The organism is Nonomuraea helvata (assembly GCF_039535785.1).
GTDB classification, from domain to species: domain Bacteria; phylum Actinomycetota; class Actinomycetes; order Streptosporangiales; family Streptosporangiaceae; genus Nonomuraea; species Nonomuraea helvata.
Genome location: NZ_BAAAXV010000005.1, coordinates 1,465,554 through 1,481,022, shown reverse-complemented (window position 1 = coordinate 1,481,022; position 15,469 = coordinate 1,465,554). Strand labels below are relative to the sequence as shown.

The 15,469-nt window shown below is 70.7% G+C and carries 16 protein-coding genes; 9 read left to right on the top strand and 7 right to left on the bottom strand.

The window, feature by feature from the left end:
• The first annotated feature begins 75 nt into the window (after positions 1 to 75).
• Positions 76 to 1,035, top strand: coding sequence for an EamA family transporter (locus ABD830_RS26270; protein ID WP_344992478.1), 960 nt, complete (start codon positions 76 to 78; stop codon positions 1,033 to 1,035).
• Here the strand turns inward: ABD830_RS26270 and ABD830_RS26265 are convergent.
• Positions 1,019 to 1,387 carry a hypothetical protein gene (locus tag ABD830_RS26265; protein WP_344992475.1) on the bottom strand — a complete coding sequence of 123 codons (369 nt, stop codon included), beginning with the start codon at positions 1,385 to 1,387 and terminating at the stop codon, positions 1,019 to 1,021. The genes ABD830_RS26270 and ABD830_RS26265 overlap by 17 nt on opposite strands.
• Before the next feature lie 59 nt (positions 1,388 to 1,446).
• Here ABD830_RS26265 and ABD830_RS26260 point away from each other — a divergent pair, with 59 nt between their 5' ends.
• On the top strand, positions 1,447 to 2,379 hold the full coding sequence (locus ABD830_RS26260) for an HpcH/HpaI aldolase/citrate lyase family protein (protein ID WP_344992472.1): 933 nt from the start codon (positions 1,447 to 1,449) through the stop codon (positions 2,377 to 2,379).
• Here ABD830_RS26260 and ABD830_RS26255 read toward each other — a convergent pair.
• The gene (locus tag ABD830_RS26255; RefSeq protein ID WP_344992469.1) at positions 2,369 to 2,911 is read right to left on the bottom strand and encodes a DUF6529 family protein; all 543 of its coding nucleotides are present in this window, start codon (positions 2,909 to 2,911) and stop codon (positions 2,369 to 2,371) included. The genes ABD830_RS26260 and ABD830_RS26255 overlap by 11 nt on opposite strands.
• Complete coding sequence (locus ABD830_RS26250; RefSeq protein ID WP_344992466.1) at positions 2,908 to 3,612, bottom strand: hypothetical protein; 705 nt, start codon at positions 3,610 to 3,612, stop codon at positions 2,908 to 2,910. Before ABD830_RS26250 ends, ABD830_RS26255 begins: the two co-directional genes overlap by 4 nt.
• A 100-nt stretch (positions 3,613 to 3,712) precedes the next feature.
• Between ABD830_RS26250 and ABD830_RS26245 the strand changes: the two genes are divergently transcribed.
• Both ABD830_RS26245 and ABD830_RS26240 read left to right on the top strand, forming a co-directional pair.
• Positions 3,713 to 4,714 (top strand): CPBP family intramembrane glutamic endopeptidase, encoded by a 1,002-nt coding sequence (locus tag ABD830_RS26245; protein WP_344992463.1) that lies wholly within the window; start codon positions 3,713 to 3,715, stop codon positions 4,712 to 4,714.
• 306 nt (positions 4,715 to 5,020) lie between these two features.
• On the top strand, positions 5,021 to 7,858 hold the full coding sequence (locus tag ABD830_RS26240) for a hypothetical protein (protein WP_344992460.1): 2,838 nt from the start codon (positions 5,021 to 5,023) through the stop codon (positions 7,856 to 7,858).
• On the opposite strand, the gene ABD830_RS26235 is transcribed toward ABD830_RS26240, so the two are convergent.
• Positions 7,859 to 8,254, bottom strand: coding sequence for an NUDIX hydrolase (locus ABD830_RS26235; protein ID WP_344992457.1), 396 nt, complete (start codon positions 8,252 to 8,254; stop codon positions 7,859 to 7,861).
• A 47-nt stretch (positions 8,255 to 8,301) separates the two neighbouring features.
• Here ABD830_RS26235 and ABD830_RS26230 point away from each other — a divergent pair, with 47 nt between their 5' ends.
• From ABD830_RS26230 to ABD830_RS26220, 3 genes are all read left to right on the top strand, one after another.
• Positions 8,302 to 8,955, top strand: coding sequence for a DUF6758 family protein (locus ABD830_RS26230; RefSeq protein WP_344992454.1), 654 nt, complete (start codon positions 8,302 to 8,304; stop codon positions 8,953 to 8,955).
• A gap of 43 nt (positions 8,956 to 8,998) precedes the next feature.
• Positions 8,999 to 9,715: an MBL fold metallo-hydrolase gene (locus tag ABD830_RS26225; protein ID WP_344992451.1), complete on the top strand. Its 717-nt coding sequence runs from the start codon at positions 8,999 to 9,001 to the stop codon at positions 9,713 to 9,715.
• Positions 9,716 to 9,829: 114 nt separating this feature from the next.
• Positions 9,830 to 10,765: a RecB family exonuclease gene (locus tag ABD830_RS26220; RefSeq protein WP_344992448.1), complete on the top strand. Its 936-nt coding sequence runs from the start codon at positions 9,830 to 9,832 to the stop codon at positions 10,763 to 10,765.
• A 79-nt stretch (positions 10,766 to 10,844) separates the two neighbouring features.
• Here ABD830_RS26220 and ABD830_RS26215 read toward each other — a convergent pair whose 3' ends face one another.
• Positions 10,845 to 11,612, bottom strand: a complete 768-nt coding sequence (locus ABD830_RS26215; protein WP_344992445.1) for a hypothetical protein — start codon at positions 11,610 to 11,612, stop codon at positions 10,845 to 10,847.
• A gap of 379 nt (positions 11,613 to 11,991) precedes the next feature.
• Complete coding sequence (locus ABD830_RS26210) at positions 11,992 to 13,026, bottom strand: hypothetical protein (RefSeq protein ID WP_344992442.1); 1,035 nt, start codon at positions 13,024 to 13,026, stop codon at positions 11,992 to 11,994.
• Between the two features lies 1 nt (position 13,027).
• Here ABD830_RS26210 and ABD830_RS26205 point away from each other — a divergent pair, with 1 nt between their 5' ends.
• Both ABD830_RS26205 and ABD830_RS26200 read left to right on the top strand, forming a co-directional pair.
• Positions 13,028 to 13,348, top strand: coding sequence for a hypothetical protein (locus ABD830_RS26205; RefSeq protein WP_344992439.1), 321 nt, complete (start codon positions 13,028 to 13,030; stop codon positions 13,346 to 13,348).
• A gap of 10 nt (positions 13,349 to 13,358) precedes the next feature.
• Positions 13,359 to 14,597 (top strand): MFS transporter, encoded by a 1,239-nt coding sequence (locus ABD830_RS26200; RefSeq protein ID WP_344992436.1) that lies wholly within the window; start codon positions 13,359 to 13,361, stop codon positions 14,595 to 14,597.
• On the opposite strand, the gene ABD830_RS26195 is transcribed toward ABD830_RS26200, so the two are convergent.
• Positions 14,548 to 15,459 carry an oxygenase MpaB family protein gene (locus ABD830_RS26195; RefSeq protein WP_344992433.1) on the bottom strand — a complete coding sequence of 304 codons (912 nt, stop codon included), beginning with the start codon at positions 15,457 to 15,459 and terminating at the stop codon, positions 14,548 to 14,550. The genes ABD830_RS26200 and ABD830_RS26195 overlap by 50 nt on opposite strands.
• Between the last annotated feature and the right edge of the window lie 10 nt (positions 15,460 to 15,469).

Below are 15,469 nucleotides of genomic sequence, written 5' to 3'. Positions count from 1 at the left end.
CCGCATTGCGCCCCAAACGCCTCACATGTCAGTATCAAACGTGCTTAACGGTAATTACTGACCAGGTGGTGGACGATGAGGTATGCCGGGCTCGGGCTTGCGTTCGTGTCCTCGTGGTGTTTCGCGTTCTCGGGGCCGATGGCGAGGTACCTCATCGCGGCCGGGCTGGCGCCGATCGAGGCCGTGTGGACCCGGATGGCGGGCGCGGGGCTGCTGCTGCTCGCCGTCCTGGCCGTGGTGAAGCCACGGGCGCTGCGGATCCCCCGGTCGAGGCTGCCGTTCCTCGCGCTGTACGCGGTGATGGCGGTGGCGGGGGTGCAGTCGCTGTATTTCGTGGCGATCACCCGGCTGCCGGTGGGGATCGCCCTGCTGCTGGAGTTCATGGCGCCGGTGATGGTGGTGGCCTGGGTGCGGTTCGTACGGAAGGTCCGGCTCGCGCGGGCCGCCTACGTCGGGGCGGTCGTGGCCGTCGTCGGCCTCGGGATCGTCGTCGAGGCGTGGCAGGGGATGCGGCTGGACGCGCTGGGCCTGCTGCTCGGGCTGCTGGCCGGGGCGTGCTGCGCCGGATATTTCCTGATGAACGATAGCTTCGGCGACGACGTGGATCCGCTCGGCCTGATCGCCTGGGGGATGGCGGGCGCGGCCGTGGTGCTGATCCCGTTCGCCCGCCCGTGGGACATCCCGTGGGACGCCTTCACGGCCACCGTCACGCCCGACGGTGGCGTGTCGCTGCCGGTGCTGGGGGCGTACCTGTGGATGGTGCTGGTCGCGACCGTGATCGCGTACATCCTGGGGGTGAACGCCGTGCGGCGGCTGTCGGCCGCGGTGGGGGCCACGGTCGCGTCCCTGGAGGTGATCGGCGGCGCGGTGGTGGCCTGGGCCCTGGTCGGGGAGACGCTGGGGGTCTTCCAGATCGTCGGGGGCCTGCTCGTGCTGTCCGGCGCGCTGCTCGCCCAGACCGCGACCGCGAGCGCACAGCCGTCACCGGTGGTGGAGCCCGAAGGGCAGCCCCTCGAGGTCAGCCGCCAGGCGTGAGGCGAAGGACGGTGGAGTCGCGGGCCCAGCGCTCGGTCAGGTGCTCGCTGTCGGTGGCGTTGAGGCGCTCCTTGGCCAGCACCGCCACGGCGTCGGCCGCCGCGGCCTGGTCGACGACCGAGACCGCCGCCTCGAACTCCACCAGCCGGGCGCCGTTGTCCTTGCTGCGCAGCGTGACGTGGACCTGGTCGAGCGTCTCCAGGCCGGGCAGCTCCTGCTCCCCGCCACCCGTCACGAGGTAGATCGCGCCCTCGTGCCAGGCGTGCCAGGCCAGGCGGGGGCGGTCGAGCGTGAGCCAGAGGATGCCGGACTTCTTGGCGCCTTCCTCGATGGCCGCGGCGTTCTCGGTCACATCCCCGACTGTAGTCTCCGCAGCGGACCTTCCGGGAGGGCTGGCGCTAGCGTGGGCGCATGCGCTCACGTCGTTCGGTGCTCGCCGTGCCAGGCAGCAACCCCCGCTTCCTCGAGAAGGCCCAGACCCTGCCCGTCGACGAGGTCTTCCTCGACCTGGAGGACTCCGTCGCGCCGATGGCGAAGGAGGAGGCGCGCAAGAACATCGTGACCGCGCTGCGCGAGGGCGACTGGGCCGGCAGGACGCGGGTGGTCAGGGTCAACGATCTCACGACGCAGTGGACGTACCGGGACGTGATCGAGGTCGTCGAGGGGGCCGGGGAGTTCCTCGACTGCGTGATGCTGCCCAAGGTGCAGGACCCCACCGAGGTGGTCTGGCTCGACACGCTGCTCACCCAGATCGAGAAGACCATGGGGTACGAGGTCGGCCGCATCGGCATCGAGGCGCAGATCGAGAACGCCCGCGGCCTGGTGAACGCCGACGCCATCGCGGGCTCGTCCAGGCGCCTGGAGACTCTGGTGTTCGGCCCGGCCGACTTCATGGCGTCGATCAACATGCGCACGCTCGTCGTCGGTGAGCAGCCGCCCGGCTATGTCGAGGGCGACGCCTACCACTACATCCTCATGCGCCTGCTCATGGCGGCCAGGATGCACGACCTGCAGGTCATCGACGGCCCCTACCTGCAGATCAAGGACGTCGAGGGCTTCAGGCGGGCCGCCAGGAGGTCGGCGGCGCTCGGGTTCGACGGCAAGTGGGTGCTCCATCCCTCCCAGGTGGACGCGGCCAACGAGGTGTTCTCGCCGTCGCAGGAGGACTATGACCACGCCGAGCTCATCCTGGAGGCGTACGAGTACTACACCACGGTCGAGAAGCGCGGCGCGGTCATGCTGGGCGACGAGATGATCGACGAGGCCTCGCGCAAGATGGCGCTCGTCGTGGCGGCCAAGGGGCGGGCCGCCGGGCTGAGGCGTACGAAGAGCTTCACACCTTGAGCCCGATGGCGGTGAAGAACCAGAACGACGACGTCAGCCAGATCCCGATCAGCGCGGTGAACGCCAGCCCGCCGAGCACCGGCAGCGTCCAGCCGGGCGCGTCGCGCTTGGGCAGCGCCAGCATCTTCGCGGTGAACACGCCGTAGAAGAAGCAGCCGAGCAACGAGTGCGCGAGCACGCGCGGTACGTCGTACTGCAGGCCCAGGGCGTAGAGGCAGTGAAAGGCGACGGGGATCGTGAGCAGGAACGCCAGCCGTCCCGACCAGCGGTGCACGGCGGGCGGGATGGTGATCCCGAGCCTGCCCCACATCGACAGGGCCGAGACGACCTGCACGATCGCCAGGACGAACGCGCCCGTCGTCAGCCACGCCTTCATCGGCAGCGCGGCGGAGAACCCGGCCACGCCCACGGCGAACCCGGTGGGCGTGTGCACCCGTCCGTAGACGCCGAGCGCGAGCGCCGCGAGGCCGCCGGCCAGCAGCGGCACGAGGAGCGGGGTCAGGCTGCGCGATGGCTGGGGTACGGCGGTCATTGCATCTCCTCGATGAAGCCGTCCACGTCCTTCGGGTAGAGCGTGGTGCCGGCGACGGTCACGGGCGCCGTGGGCCGTTCGCCCCGCAACTGCGGGATCGGCACCTGCGTGTCGCCCTCGAACGCGGCGCCGACCTGGGTGAAGCCGCCCTTGGGGCTCTTCAGCACGATCCAGCCGGCCCTCAGCTTGGCGCCCCTGACGATCGCGGTGGCCCGGTACAGGCCCGACGGCTTGACCACCGTGGGCGCGACGAAGCTCCACTTGTGGTCACCGATCGCGACCCAGCCCTTGGCCCGGCCGCCGCCCAGATCGGCGGTGACCTTGGCGCCGCCGAACCCGGCTAGCCGCAGTTCGCCGTCCGACTCCGTGCCCTTGAACCAGGCCTCGGCCTTGCCGTCGCAGAAGTAGCCGATGGCCTTGCCGTCTCTGACCGAGAGCGCGATGAGGCCGCCGTTGCCCTTGACGTAGCCTCCGTAGTCCGCCTTGGGGATCTTCTTCGGCGCCGTTTGCTCCGCCGTGGGCGCGGCGGTCTGTGCCTCCGTCGTGGGTTCCGCGGCGTTCTCGGTGGCGGGTGGTGCCTCCGCGGCGGTGTTGGCGGCCTCGTTTCTGGCCGCCGGTGTCGCGATGACGCTGGCGACACCCAGCCCCACGGCGAGCACAGCCCCCGCCGTGAGGGTGATGACAGGTCCCAGCCTTGACATGGACTGCTCCCAGGGTCGAAATGCCGTACGACTCCGAGCATCCGCCTAAATCAGAGGACCGTCTGTGAACTATTGCGCATCAGGCGGACAGAATGGATGGGTGCAGGAGAATTTCCCGGGGCAGCAGCCTCCGTACGGCCATGGCCCTCAGCCGCCGGTCCACTCGTACGCGCCGCCCCCTCCTCCGCCGGCCTGGTTCCTGCCGATGCCTCGAGGGGTGCGTTACGACCACCTCGCCAGGACCACCGCGGTGGAGCCCTGGCGGGCGATCACGGGCACGCTGATCATCGCCGTGGGATACATCGGGCTCAGCGTGGTGATGGTGGGGGTCGGCTGGGCGGTGTCGATGTTCCTGCGCATCCCGCCGCCGCCCAACGTCGAGGGCGCGCTGTTCGGCGATCCGGTGCTCTCGCTGAGCGTGCTGTTGCTGTCGCTGGCTCCGATGGTCCTGCTGGTGCAGGGCACGGCGGCGCTCGTCCAGCGCAGGCGCCCCGGCACGCTCTCGTCCGTGGCCGGGCGGCTGCGCTGGTCCTGGCTGCTGAGCTGCCTCGGGCTGGCTCTGCTGGCGCTGGTGCTCGGGCAGGGCACACAGGCCCTCGTGCTGACGCTGTCCGGCGAGGACGCCGATCTGTTCGGCTGGGCGGGATGGTCCGGCTTCCTGCCCGCGCTCATCGTGATCGTCCTGCTGGTGCCGTTCCAGGCGGCCGCGGAGGAGTACGTCTTCCGCGGGTGGTTCGTGCAGGCGATGGGCGTGCACGTGCGTAATCCGATCTGGTCCATTCTGCTCGGCTCGGCGCTGTTCATGTCGTTGCATGGGTACTCGTGGGCCGGACTGGTCGACGTGTTCGGGTTCGGGGCCGTCATGGGCCTGCTGACGGTGCGGACCGGCGGGCTGGAGGCGGGGATCGCCCTGCACGTCCTGAACAACCTGCTGGCCTTCGGGCTCGCCGCCGCGGCGGGGAAGCTGCAGGACGCGCTGAGCCAGGGGGCGACGCCGGTTCCCTGGGAGGCGTTGTCGGGAACGGTGGTGCAGCTCGGGGTGTATGCGTTTGGTGTGTTGTATATAGCTAAGAAGCGGTCAATTACCAACGTTTCCGTCTGAATCGGGCGCGGGGTGCCGGGAATCTCGCTAGAGAGGTCTCGCTATTCCGACTGAGTCATGCTGGTCTGGTTCCTGTGGAACGGGACAGCGTCCTGATTCCACCCGTACGACAAGTTCGACCAATAGGAGGTACGGCGCGTGGCCTCCGGCCCCAGCGAACCGCCTCGGCGACCGCATGGTGACGACGACCCGCGTCCTGAGGGCGCGTCTGAACCGCACTCTTCGGAAGAGCCGAGGATCCGCCATTCACCCCCGGGTCCCACCGACGATCGGGCGCGCGGCTTACCGCTGACCTCGCCCTGGGGCATGCCGCCCTTCGCCGCCCCCGTCCCGGAGGACGAGCCGCCGGAGCCGCCCAAGGGGCGCAGGCCGTACAGCTCTCCGACGGCGGAGCCCGAGGCCGAGCCGCGCCGCCGCCCCCGCCGCATCGTCAACCGTCCCGACAAGCTCGTGGCCGGCGCGCCCGTCCATCCTCCCGAGGAGAAGGCCCGTCCCGACGTGCCGCAGGCGGACGCCGCGCCTCCCGCCGAGCCCGCGTCCGCGTCCTCCTCCGAGCCCGGGGAACAGGAGACCGCGCCTCGGAGGGAGCCTCCGTACCGGCTGGTGTACCCGGTGGAGCGGACGGCTCCGGAGCAGGACGAGGAGCCGACCGAGTCCGAGGGGCGGCACGGCGAGGACGGCGAGCCCGAGAACGGTGAGCCCAGGGACAGCGAGCCCGAGGACGGTGAGCTCCGGGACGGCGAGCCCGAGGTGCGGCGGGTCGGGCGGCCGCCGGCAGGGCGGCCCACGCGGCCCGACCTCCTCGTGGCCACCGGCCCGCCGCGCCCGCAGGGCTCGAGCGGCAGGCACCACAGAGGCCCTGCCCCGGCCGCCCTGCGCCGATCCAGCCCCGTACGCCACCGCAGCAGGGCCGTCCCCGTCGTCCTGTCGCTGGCCGTGGCGGTCCTGGTGGCCGCGGGCGTGCTCGTGTGGCAGTGGACCGACGACGAGGCCCCCGGCCTGCGGCTGGAGGCGGGCACCGGGCGATCGGGAGACGACCTGTTCACCGTCCCCGCGGCCGGCGACGGCGCCAACCAGAAGCTCAACGACATGACCTCCGTCGGCCGCGCGGTGGTGGCGGTCGGCAGCGACACGACGAGCCCGACACCGCGCCCGCTCTTCCTGTTCTCGCCCGACGGAGGCAAGAACTGGCAGCTCGGCCAGGTCAACGGCGCCTCCACCCCCACGGTCCAGCGGGTCGTCGGCGGCAACGGGCGCTGGCTGGCCGCCGGCGGGGACGGCGGGTCCGAGCGCGGCCTGTGGACCAGCACCGACGGGTTCAGCTGGACGGCCGTGGAGGCGTCCGGGCTGGCCGCGTTCAGGGCCGGTGACCAGATCAACGACATCGCCAGGACGGCGTCCGGGTTCGTGGCGGTGGGACGTACGACAGGAGACGACGGCGGGACGGGCCCGGCGGCCTGGCGCTCCGCCGACGGCAGGACGTGGGAGCGGGTCGAGACAAGAGAGCTGGAGGTACGCGAGATCAAGGCGGTCGTCGCCAAGGGCGACACGGTCGTGGCCATCGGAGCCCCCGCGGTCGGCGAGGGATCGCGGGTGCTCCGTTCGGCCGACGGCGGACGCGACTGGCAAGCGACCGACTTCCTGCTCCTCGAGGCGATGCCGCGTACCGGGACGGTGGCCGTGCTGCCCAAGGGCTTCGTGCTGGCGCCGTGGCGCAAGCGCACGCCCGCGGGCGACACCCGCGTCTACTGCTCCCCGACCGGGGCGCAGTGGTCGCAGTGCGGCTCCATGGCCGGCGTGAGCGGCGAGAGCCCCGGCGTCGAGACGTTGATCTCCTACCCGTCGGGCGTCGCGGCCGTCTCGCAGGCCACCCTCGGCCGCTACTCCGTGCAGACCAGTACCGACGGGCGCCAGTGGACCAAACGGACGGACCTCGGCGACCTGACGGGGGCGACGCTGCGCGGGTTCACGATCTCCGACGGCGGCACCCTGTTCGCGGGCGGCGACCAGGCGGCCTCCGACGTCGACAACCAGCTCGTGCTCGTGGCCTCGCCCCAGCGCGGCAACGCCTCGCGCGTGCAGCTCGGCCAGGTCGAGGGCCTGACCAGGATCGCGCGCGAGACCAGCGCGCTGGCCACTTCCGGCGGCAGGTACGTAGCCGTCGGCTCGGCCTCGGGCGACGCCGGCCTGTGGACGATCAGAGACTGGCGGAGCTGGAAGTCCATGAGCCTCGGCGGCCCCGGCAGGCAGTCGCTGGAGGACGTGGCCCACGGAAGCCGAGGCTGGCTCGCCGTCGGCGCCACCGAGACGAACGTGGCCGTCACCGACCCTCTCCTCGTCGCCTCCGACGACGGCGAGAGCTGGCGGCAGGTGAACGTCACCGGCGACCTGGCCCGCAACCCGAACGACCCCTACCTGGAGACCCACGTGGTGACGGCGGGCAAGAAGGGGTACGTGCTGGCGGGCGAGTCCAGGGACCAGGCGGGCACGACGCGCGCCGCCCTGTGGTTCACCCCTGACCTGCGGAAGTTCACCAGGTCGAAGAAGCTGCCGCAGGGCGGCTCCGGGGTGCGGATCCACGACGCCGTCGCCACCGGGGACGGCTACGTGGCGGTGGGCGGCTCCGGCGGCGCCGACCAGGAGAGCAGCGTGGTCTGGTACTCCCCGGACGGCGTGAACTGGAGCTCGCGCAAGCGCGTGACGCCACCGGACGCCACCGCGGCCGGACTCCGACGGGTCACGACTTATCAGGGCAAGCTGGTGGCCATCGGCACGGCCGTGACGGGCGGCTCTCGGCGCGCGTTCGCGGCCGTCTCGGACGACGACGGCGAGAGCTGGCAGACGGCCTGGCTGCCCACGGATCAGGCGGCGGCGGTGTACGACCTGGCCGCGGCTGACGAGGGCCTGGTGGCCGTAGGCTGGCACGGCGTTCCCGGCGAAGGCGACAGCGCCGCCTGGACCTCGCAGGACGGGCTGTCGTGGAACCGTATGGCGCTGACGAAGGACCGGCTGGCCGGGCAGGGGGCGCAGTGGCTCTCGGCCGTGGCGGTGTCGGGGTCGGAGGTGGTGGCGCTGGGCCGGTCCACGACGTACAACGCCGATCACCTGATCCTGTGGACCTCCAGCCTCACCTCGAACAGATAGTCAGCGGGGAAGCACGCCCCAGCCGGTGAGCGACTCGAGGAGCCCTTCGGAGAGCGGCAGCCGTACCAGCTCCTCCATGTCGCACCAGCGCACGTCGGCGGCGTCGTCGCCGGCGGTCGGGACGCCTCCCGTCACGCCGGCGAGGTAGTCGCGGATCACGTACGTGGCCCCGCCGAGGCCGGGACGGTCCACCGTGCCGGCCAGGCGGCCCACGTCCACCCGCAGCCCGGTCTCCTCCAGGACCTCGCGCCGCAGGCCGTCGGCGTCGCTCTCGCCGGGCTCCAGCCGGCCGCCGGGGATGGACCACAGGCCCACGCCGGGCGGACGTCCTCGTTTGACGAGAAGCAGCCGGTCGGAGGCATCGAAAATTATCGCGCCGACACAATTTACGCGCACATGACCAAGATTACGACGGGACAACGAGAAGCGCCCTTGACGGGCCGGTGCCGGAGAAAGCACCGTGGGTAGTTGTGAGAGCGGCTCCAACCTGTCCACGGTGTTTTGGCCCGCTTCACGGGCCGAGTGCATGGTCGAGCGCGTTCCGATGTGACGCGCACGGCGATGTCCTCCCGTATCAGCCTCCTTGGCCGCCGACCAGTACGGCGCTGGAGGCCATACGCAAGAGCGCGGTGGTGCCCGTGTGGCTGCCCTGGCCGCTGCCCGCCGGCTGGCTGGTGACGGGGTTCGGCGAGGTGGGGGACCAGCGCACCGGTGCCCGTGCCAGCGTGGTCGCGCTGACGGGACCCTCGCTGCTGGAAGGACCCGCCGATCTGCTCGTCATCGCGGAGGAGCCGGGCGTCGGGCTCGGCGCGGCCTTCGCCGGACTCGACGGCCCTGACCCCGGCGAGGGGTTCGACTCGGGTCCTCCGAACGCCAAGATCGATGTGCTCGGGCATCCCACCGCGCTCTGGTGCGTGGGCGGCGCCGATGACCGGGCCGTCTACGCGGGCGAGGCGATGGGCAACTGGCTGTGGGCCATCGCGTGGCCCGCCGACGCCGGTTGCATGATCGCGCTCGCCGAGCTGTCACTGCTCGACGTACGGGATCACGACCTGGATATCCCGTTTGGTGCGTTCTCTCCGCGACTCGAGGACTGAGCTCGATTCGCGCTCTGAGGCAGACGGACTAAAGTTCGGAAGCGTGACAGCGCGTATCGAGCGAGTGGTGACCGAGGGCGTCGTCGAAATAGACGGCACCGAGCACAAGGTCGAGAACAACACCTGGATCGTCGGCGACGACGACGAAGTGATCGTTGTCGACGCGGCGCGTGACGCCGAGAAGATCCTGGAGCAGGTGGGCGAGCGTGAAGTGCTCGCCGTCATCTGCACGGCGGGCCTGCCCGACCACGTCTCCGCCGCCATCGAGGTGGCCAGCAGAGACGAGGCCGTGGTCGCCCTGCACCCCAAGGACAAGCCCCTGTGGCGGGAGACCTGGCGCGAGACCTGGCCCGACATCGACATGGAGGACGACGGCGTCTTCGAGGTCGCCGACGTCCAGCTCGACGTCCTGGAGACGCCCGGCGTCACGCCCGGCGGCGTCTCGCTCTACTGCGAGGCGCTCGGGGCCGTGTTCACCGGCAAGGCCCTGCAGGCCGACGGCCCCGGCAAGCTGGGCGGCGAATACCCCGCCCTGGCCGACCAGCTCACCTCGATCGGCGGGCGGCTGTTCACGCTGCCCGGCGACACGCGGGTGCTGGCCGTCCACGGTGACGAGGTCACGATCGGCGACCTGGAGCCGCACTTCGACGACTGGGTGTCGGGCTCGCTGACCCGCGGCGACTCTGCCGGCGACGAGGACGGCCCGCTCAGCGACGGCACCAGGATCTCCGGGATCAAGCTCAACCCGGACGACCAATAGGGTGCGAGGGAGCGCCGCCGCCTGGACTGAGGAGCGGCGGGAGCGGAGCGACCAGAGCGACGAGGGAAGGCGGCGGCTCCTCGGCGACCGAGCCGCCTCCACGGAGTGGAGGCCATGAACACAGTGCAGCAGCTTCCGTTGGAAGGGATGCCGCGGCGGCTCTATTCATGCACGCCGTCGCGGTTGAACGCCTGGCTCGACTGCCGGCGCCGCTACCGGTTCAGCTACCTGGACCGGCCGCAGCCGTCCAAGGGGCCCGCCTGGGCGCACAACAGCGTCGGCGCGAGCGTGCACAACGCCCTGGCAGGGTGGTGGCGGGAGCCGTACGAGCGCCGGACCCCGCTGACGGCCGCCATCCTGCTCACAAACGGGTGGATCACGGAGGGCTTCAGGGACGCCGAGCAGTCGGGGCACTGGCTCGCCCGGGCGCGCGACCTCGTCTCCGGATATGTCGCGACATTAGACCCCGCTGACGACCCTGTGGGCGTCGAGCGCACGGTCGCGACCCGTACCAAGGTCATCGCCGTCTCCGGCCGCATCGACCGTCTCGACCGGCGCGGTGACGAGCTGGTCGTGGTCGACTACAAGACCGGCCGCCGCCCGCTCACCCAGGACGACGCCCGCTCGTCGCTCGCCCTGGCCGTGTACGCGGCCGCCGCCTCCACGATGATGCGCACGCCCTGCCGCACGGTCGAGCTCCACCACCTGCCCACCGGCGAGATCGTGGAGTGGCGGCACACCGAGGAGTCGCTCGCCCGCCATCTGCGGCGCGCGGAGGAGCTCGGGATCGAGGCGGCGGAGGCCGACGAACGCTACCGCGCCCTCATCGGCCCACCCGCCAAGGGAGGCGCCACCTCCCGCCGGGGGCCGGGGTCGTCCACGTCGGGGGAGCGGCAGGTCGTCAGGCCCGCCGCGGTGCCGGAGGAGGTCGACGAGCTGTTCGCGCCCAATCCCGGGCCGATCTGCTCCTGGTGCGACTTCCGCCGCCACTGCCCCGAGGGCCAGGCCGCCGGCCCTGACCGCCGCCCATGGGACGGCCTCGCCGACTGACGCACCGCCAGGCCCGCCCCACCGGCGGGCCTCGGCGCGCGGCCCCGAAGGACAGGACCTTCATCACTCTGGCGTTGCCCTATTTGAGCTCGTAGATCAGGTATGTGTCTTTCCCCTCCTGGGCCAGGACCAACAGTCCGGTGGCGCCCGGTATCGACACGATGCGCCCCACGCGCCCCCGATGGAGAGTAGATCTCGTCCAACGCCCTTCTCGGAAATTGAGGACATACGACTGGCCGTGATCAGGATTGGCCCCGATCCACACGCCGCCCACCTTGTCGGCCTGGATCTCGGTGAGCTGCGTCGTCGAGTCGAGCGGCAGCTTCGCCTCCTGCCAGGATGTGCCGTTCCAGTGCAGGACCACTTCGCGCACGGTCGGGCCGTTCCCGCAACGGGCGATCCTGGCGAGGGACCATACTTCGTTCCTGGCGCGGGACGCCAGTTCCCGGAGGTAGAGCGCAGATTCCGACGGGTTCTCGCACCACCCGGGCTCGCGCTGCGGCAACGACACGGAGGGCGAAGGTGAGGGCAGCATCGCCCAGCGGGAGCCATCACGGTGTATCACCCGGAGCTCGCCATAGCCCTGGCCGTATACGGAGAGCCCCCATACTTCGCCAGGATCGGCCGCGGCGACGTCCTCCACCAGATCGAGGCTGTCGAGCTGAGCCGGCTTGCGCACCCTTCGCCACGCGGCACCATCCCAGCGACGGAGTGCGGCCCCCGCGTAATCATCCGGACCACCGGTCTCGGCGACCCACACCTCGTTTCGGCTGGCGACGGCGACCGAGCCCGCCGCGTATCGACCGCGCCACGGCCGGATCACCACCGGCCCTCGACCAGTTGCCATGGGCCGTCTCCACAGGAATCACAGAACAGCCACAGATCATTCCCGGACGGCGAAGCGGCAAGCGTTCCGTAAAGTGACCTGCCGAAGCCCTTGGGCATGACGGCAGGCCGCCAGGATGCCCCGTCCCATCGCATGAGGGAGGCGGGCGCCGTGGACTTGCGTCGGATCATCGACCAGGCTTCGTTCGGGCCCGTAGCGGCTATCGGCCCATAGACTCCTACGCCACGCCCCGTATGCGTAAGCCGCCAGGTGGCCTTCGCCTCTTCGACCAGCGGGGCGCGCTTCTCCTCGGCGGCGCCGCATCCTGCGAGCAGCAAAAGGAGCGCAACCAGGAGCCTCATGAATGATCACCATATGTGCGAATTGACGAGGACATTCCCTACTTTGTGCGCCAGAGGGCTCCTCGATGCTCTTCGGCGAGTGAGCCGTCAATGAGGTCGTCCTCATCAGTGGTGACGTAGCCGGAGGCGTAGACCTCGTCCGTCCCCGGGCGCTTGACCAGGTGATCGACGAAGTAAGTCTGCCCGGCGGGAGTGGGCAGGAACTCTTTGGTCCATCGGCCGTCGGACAGGTGCCAGAGCTCGCTGGCTTCGTACTCGCGCTCGGCGATCACCCACAGCCCGCCCTTGCCGTCCGGCGCCGCCTCGCCGAAGAGGCGGTGCATCGGCCCCCATGTGCACGTCCACGACGAGCCGTTCCAGTGGACAGCCACTGGCCTGGCCCTGACCGGCACATCCTCGTACTCCTCGTTGTCCATGTCCCAGCCCACGTAGCCCACCGCCCAGGTGTCGTCGCGGCCGTACGGGACGAGAGCGGTCAGCCATGGCTCCGGGCTGCTGTCGAGCGCGCGCGTGCCCAGATCAGGCAGCTTCAGCCTCCGCCAGCCGGTGCCCTCCCAGCGCAGGACCGTTAGGTCGCCGTCGAGTGTCCACATGTCGTGGCCCTGGCCGAACGGGATGCCGCCCGAAGGTTTGCCCGGCTGCCGTGCCCAGGCCCGGCCGTTCCAGCGCAGCATCAGGCCGTCCACCGTCGCCCACCCGCTCCGCGCGCCGACCACGGACCAATCAAGCTCCAGAGTGGCTTTGTCGGCGATGACGACATCATTCCACCGCCCGTGCTGGAAGGTACCGATGAACATCCGGGTCACCACGTCGTCCTCTCCCGGAGGAGCCGTCGTGCCGAAGACCCAGACCCGCCGCGCCGAATCCGCGGCCAGCGCATAGACGCCGTCCACGGAGTCCGGGCCGATCGGATGCCGCGTCAAGGTGGTCCACTTCCCCTTGTGCCATCGGCGGATGGCGCTCTCCGTATCCTCCGCCTCCTCCTTGGATTCGATCACTCGGAACGTCTGTGCCCACACGGCGCCGTCGGCGGCGACATCGAAGTACCCGATCTGATTGATCTTCTGATCCACGTTGAGCAACTTCCAGCCCGATCGCCGCACCGGAACGGGCCTCATCTGGTCCGCCTTCAAGCCGGGCTGCGCGCACACCTTGGGTCTCGCCGGTATGGCCGGAAACGTCATGGGCTTGGGACCGGTCTCCAGCTTTTCGATCTTCCCGTATCCCGCCGGCGGGCTCGTGGTGGGACTGGCCGTCGGCGACCCGGTCGGCTTCGGCGTCGGTTGCGCAGCCGGACCCGGCGCAGTCGGTTGTTCGGCGGCGGAGCAACCGCAGACCATGAGCGCCATTGCCACCAGCAACCGCTTCACGCCGTTCATGATCCACGCACGCTAGGGCGATCCACATGAATCGCGCAACCCGCGGTGTAGGTCACCGAGACAGTGGTTATGACCGAAAAGTGGCTCACGTGGGGCGGTTACCGGCGGCGGTGGCTCTAGGATCGCTGTTCAATCCCCTGAACTCATCGATGATCGCCGTGGCCCTGGCCCACATCGAGGCCGAGTTCCACGTCGGCATCGCGGCCGTGACCTGGCTGGCCGCCGGGTTCTACCTGACCGGCATCATGGTCCCGCCCGTGATGGGCACGCTGGCGGATCGGCTGGGGCCGAGGCTGGTGTTCTGCGCCGGGCTGGTCACGATGGCCGTCACGGGCGTGCTGGCCGCGCTGGCACCGTCGTTCCCTGCGCTGGTCGTGGTCAGGTTGCTGCAGGCCTTCGCGAGTTGCGCGACGATGCCCGCGGGGATGGCGATCGTGCAGGCGGTGATGCCCGGCGAGGACGGGAGGCCGCCGCCCCGGGTGATCGCCACCATCTCCATGGCGCTCACCGCCGGCGCCGCCGCCGGTCCGGTGCTCGGCGGATTCCTGGTCTCGTTCTGGGGCTGGCAGGCGATCTTCCTGGTGAACGTCCCGCTCGCGGCGGTCGCGCTGGTCGCGGCCCTGCGCTGGCTGCCCAAGGTACGCGTGGACGGCCGGAGCCAGGCCCTGCTGCCCCGCCTGAGGCCGCAGCTGCTGGCCACCTGCGGCCAGTTCGCCCTGGTCAACATGGTCTTCTACTCGGCGTTCTTCGTGGTGCCGCTCTGGGCGCAGCGCTCGGCGGGAGTGCCCGCGCACATCGCCGGGCTGCTCGTGCTCCCCATGGCCGGGCTGGCGGTCGTCATGACCCCGGTCGCGGTGGCGCTGGCCGCCCGGGCGGGGATGCGGACGGTCCTGATGGCGAGCGCGACGCTGCTGCTCGGCGGCTCCTGCCTGCTGCTCGGAGTGGGACCCGTCTGGCTGGTGCTGGTGGTGGCGGCGCTGCTCGGGGTGGCGTCGGCGCTCAGCCAGTTCGGGCTCAACTCGCTGGTCTTCGTGCACGCCGACCGCCGCGACACGGGGGTGGCGGTGGGATTCTTCCAGGCGTCCAGGTACGTCGGCGCCGCGACCGCGTCGTCCCTGCTCGGTGTGCTGTTCGACGGGGGAGGCATGGCCGGCAGCGGATGGACGATGGCGGCCGTGTCGGCCGTCGTGCTGGTGGCCGGGTCGCTCCTGCCGGTCAGGCGGCCGGTTTCGGCGGCCAGCGGCGGGGATCGGTCAGACCCTTGAGGCCCTTGCTCACGTCGTAACCCGCCGCGCCGAGCCGCTCTCTGGACGCCTGCAGCATCCGCCTCGTGGCCGGCATGAACGCGCGGTCGTGCACCGGCTCCGGCAGCGAGTTGAGGCCCAGCCTGAACGCCTTCAGCGCGGCCGTGACGGTCGCGCGAGGCACCTCCGGCAGCGCCCCGTACATGCGCCTGGCCCAGTCCGGCAGCGTGTAGTAGCAGAGCGCGCCGAACGGGAAGTAGACGGGCTTGCCGGCGGACAGCAGCCTCAGCTCGTGCGGCAGCCTCGGCCACATCAGGAACCGCACGGCCGCGGCCGCCTCCTCCGTGACGCGCAGGATGGGGCGTACCTGCTTGAAATAGGCGTCCATCTCCGCGCACGAACCGGGCACGTCGTCGAGGTGCAGGCCGACGTAGGCGGCGCTCTTGCGCTGCTCGTACAGGTAGCGGTCGGCCTGGCGCTCGGTGAGGCCGAGCCCGCCGCGCCTGGCCACCTCCAGGTACGACGACACCTCCGCGCAGTGCACCCACAGCAGCAGCTCGGGGTCGTCCACCCGGTGCGTCCTGCCGGTGTCGGGGTCGTGGATGCGCAGCGCCTTGTGGATGCCGCGCACCCGCCGGCCGATCTCGTCGGCCTCCTCCGGGCTGCCGAACGTCACCCGCCCCACGAAGTCCGCCGTGCGGCGCAGCCGCCCGAACGGGTCCTCCTGGAAGTTGGAGTTCTGCCAGACGCCGCGCATGGCCAGCGGATGCAGCGCCTGCAGCATGAGACCGCGTACGCCACCCACCCACATCGAACGGTCGAGATGCACCTGCCACGTCGCGCTCTGCGGTGGCTGGGCGACGATGTCTTCGATGTTCGCCATAGTAAGTGGA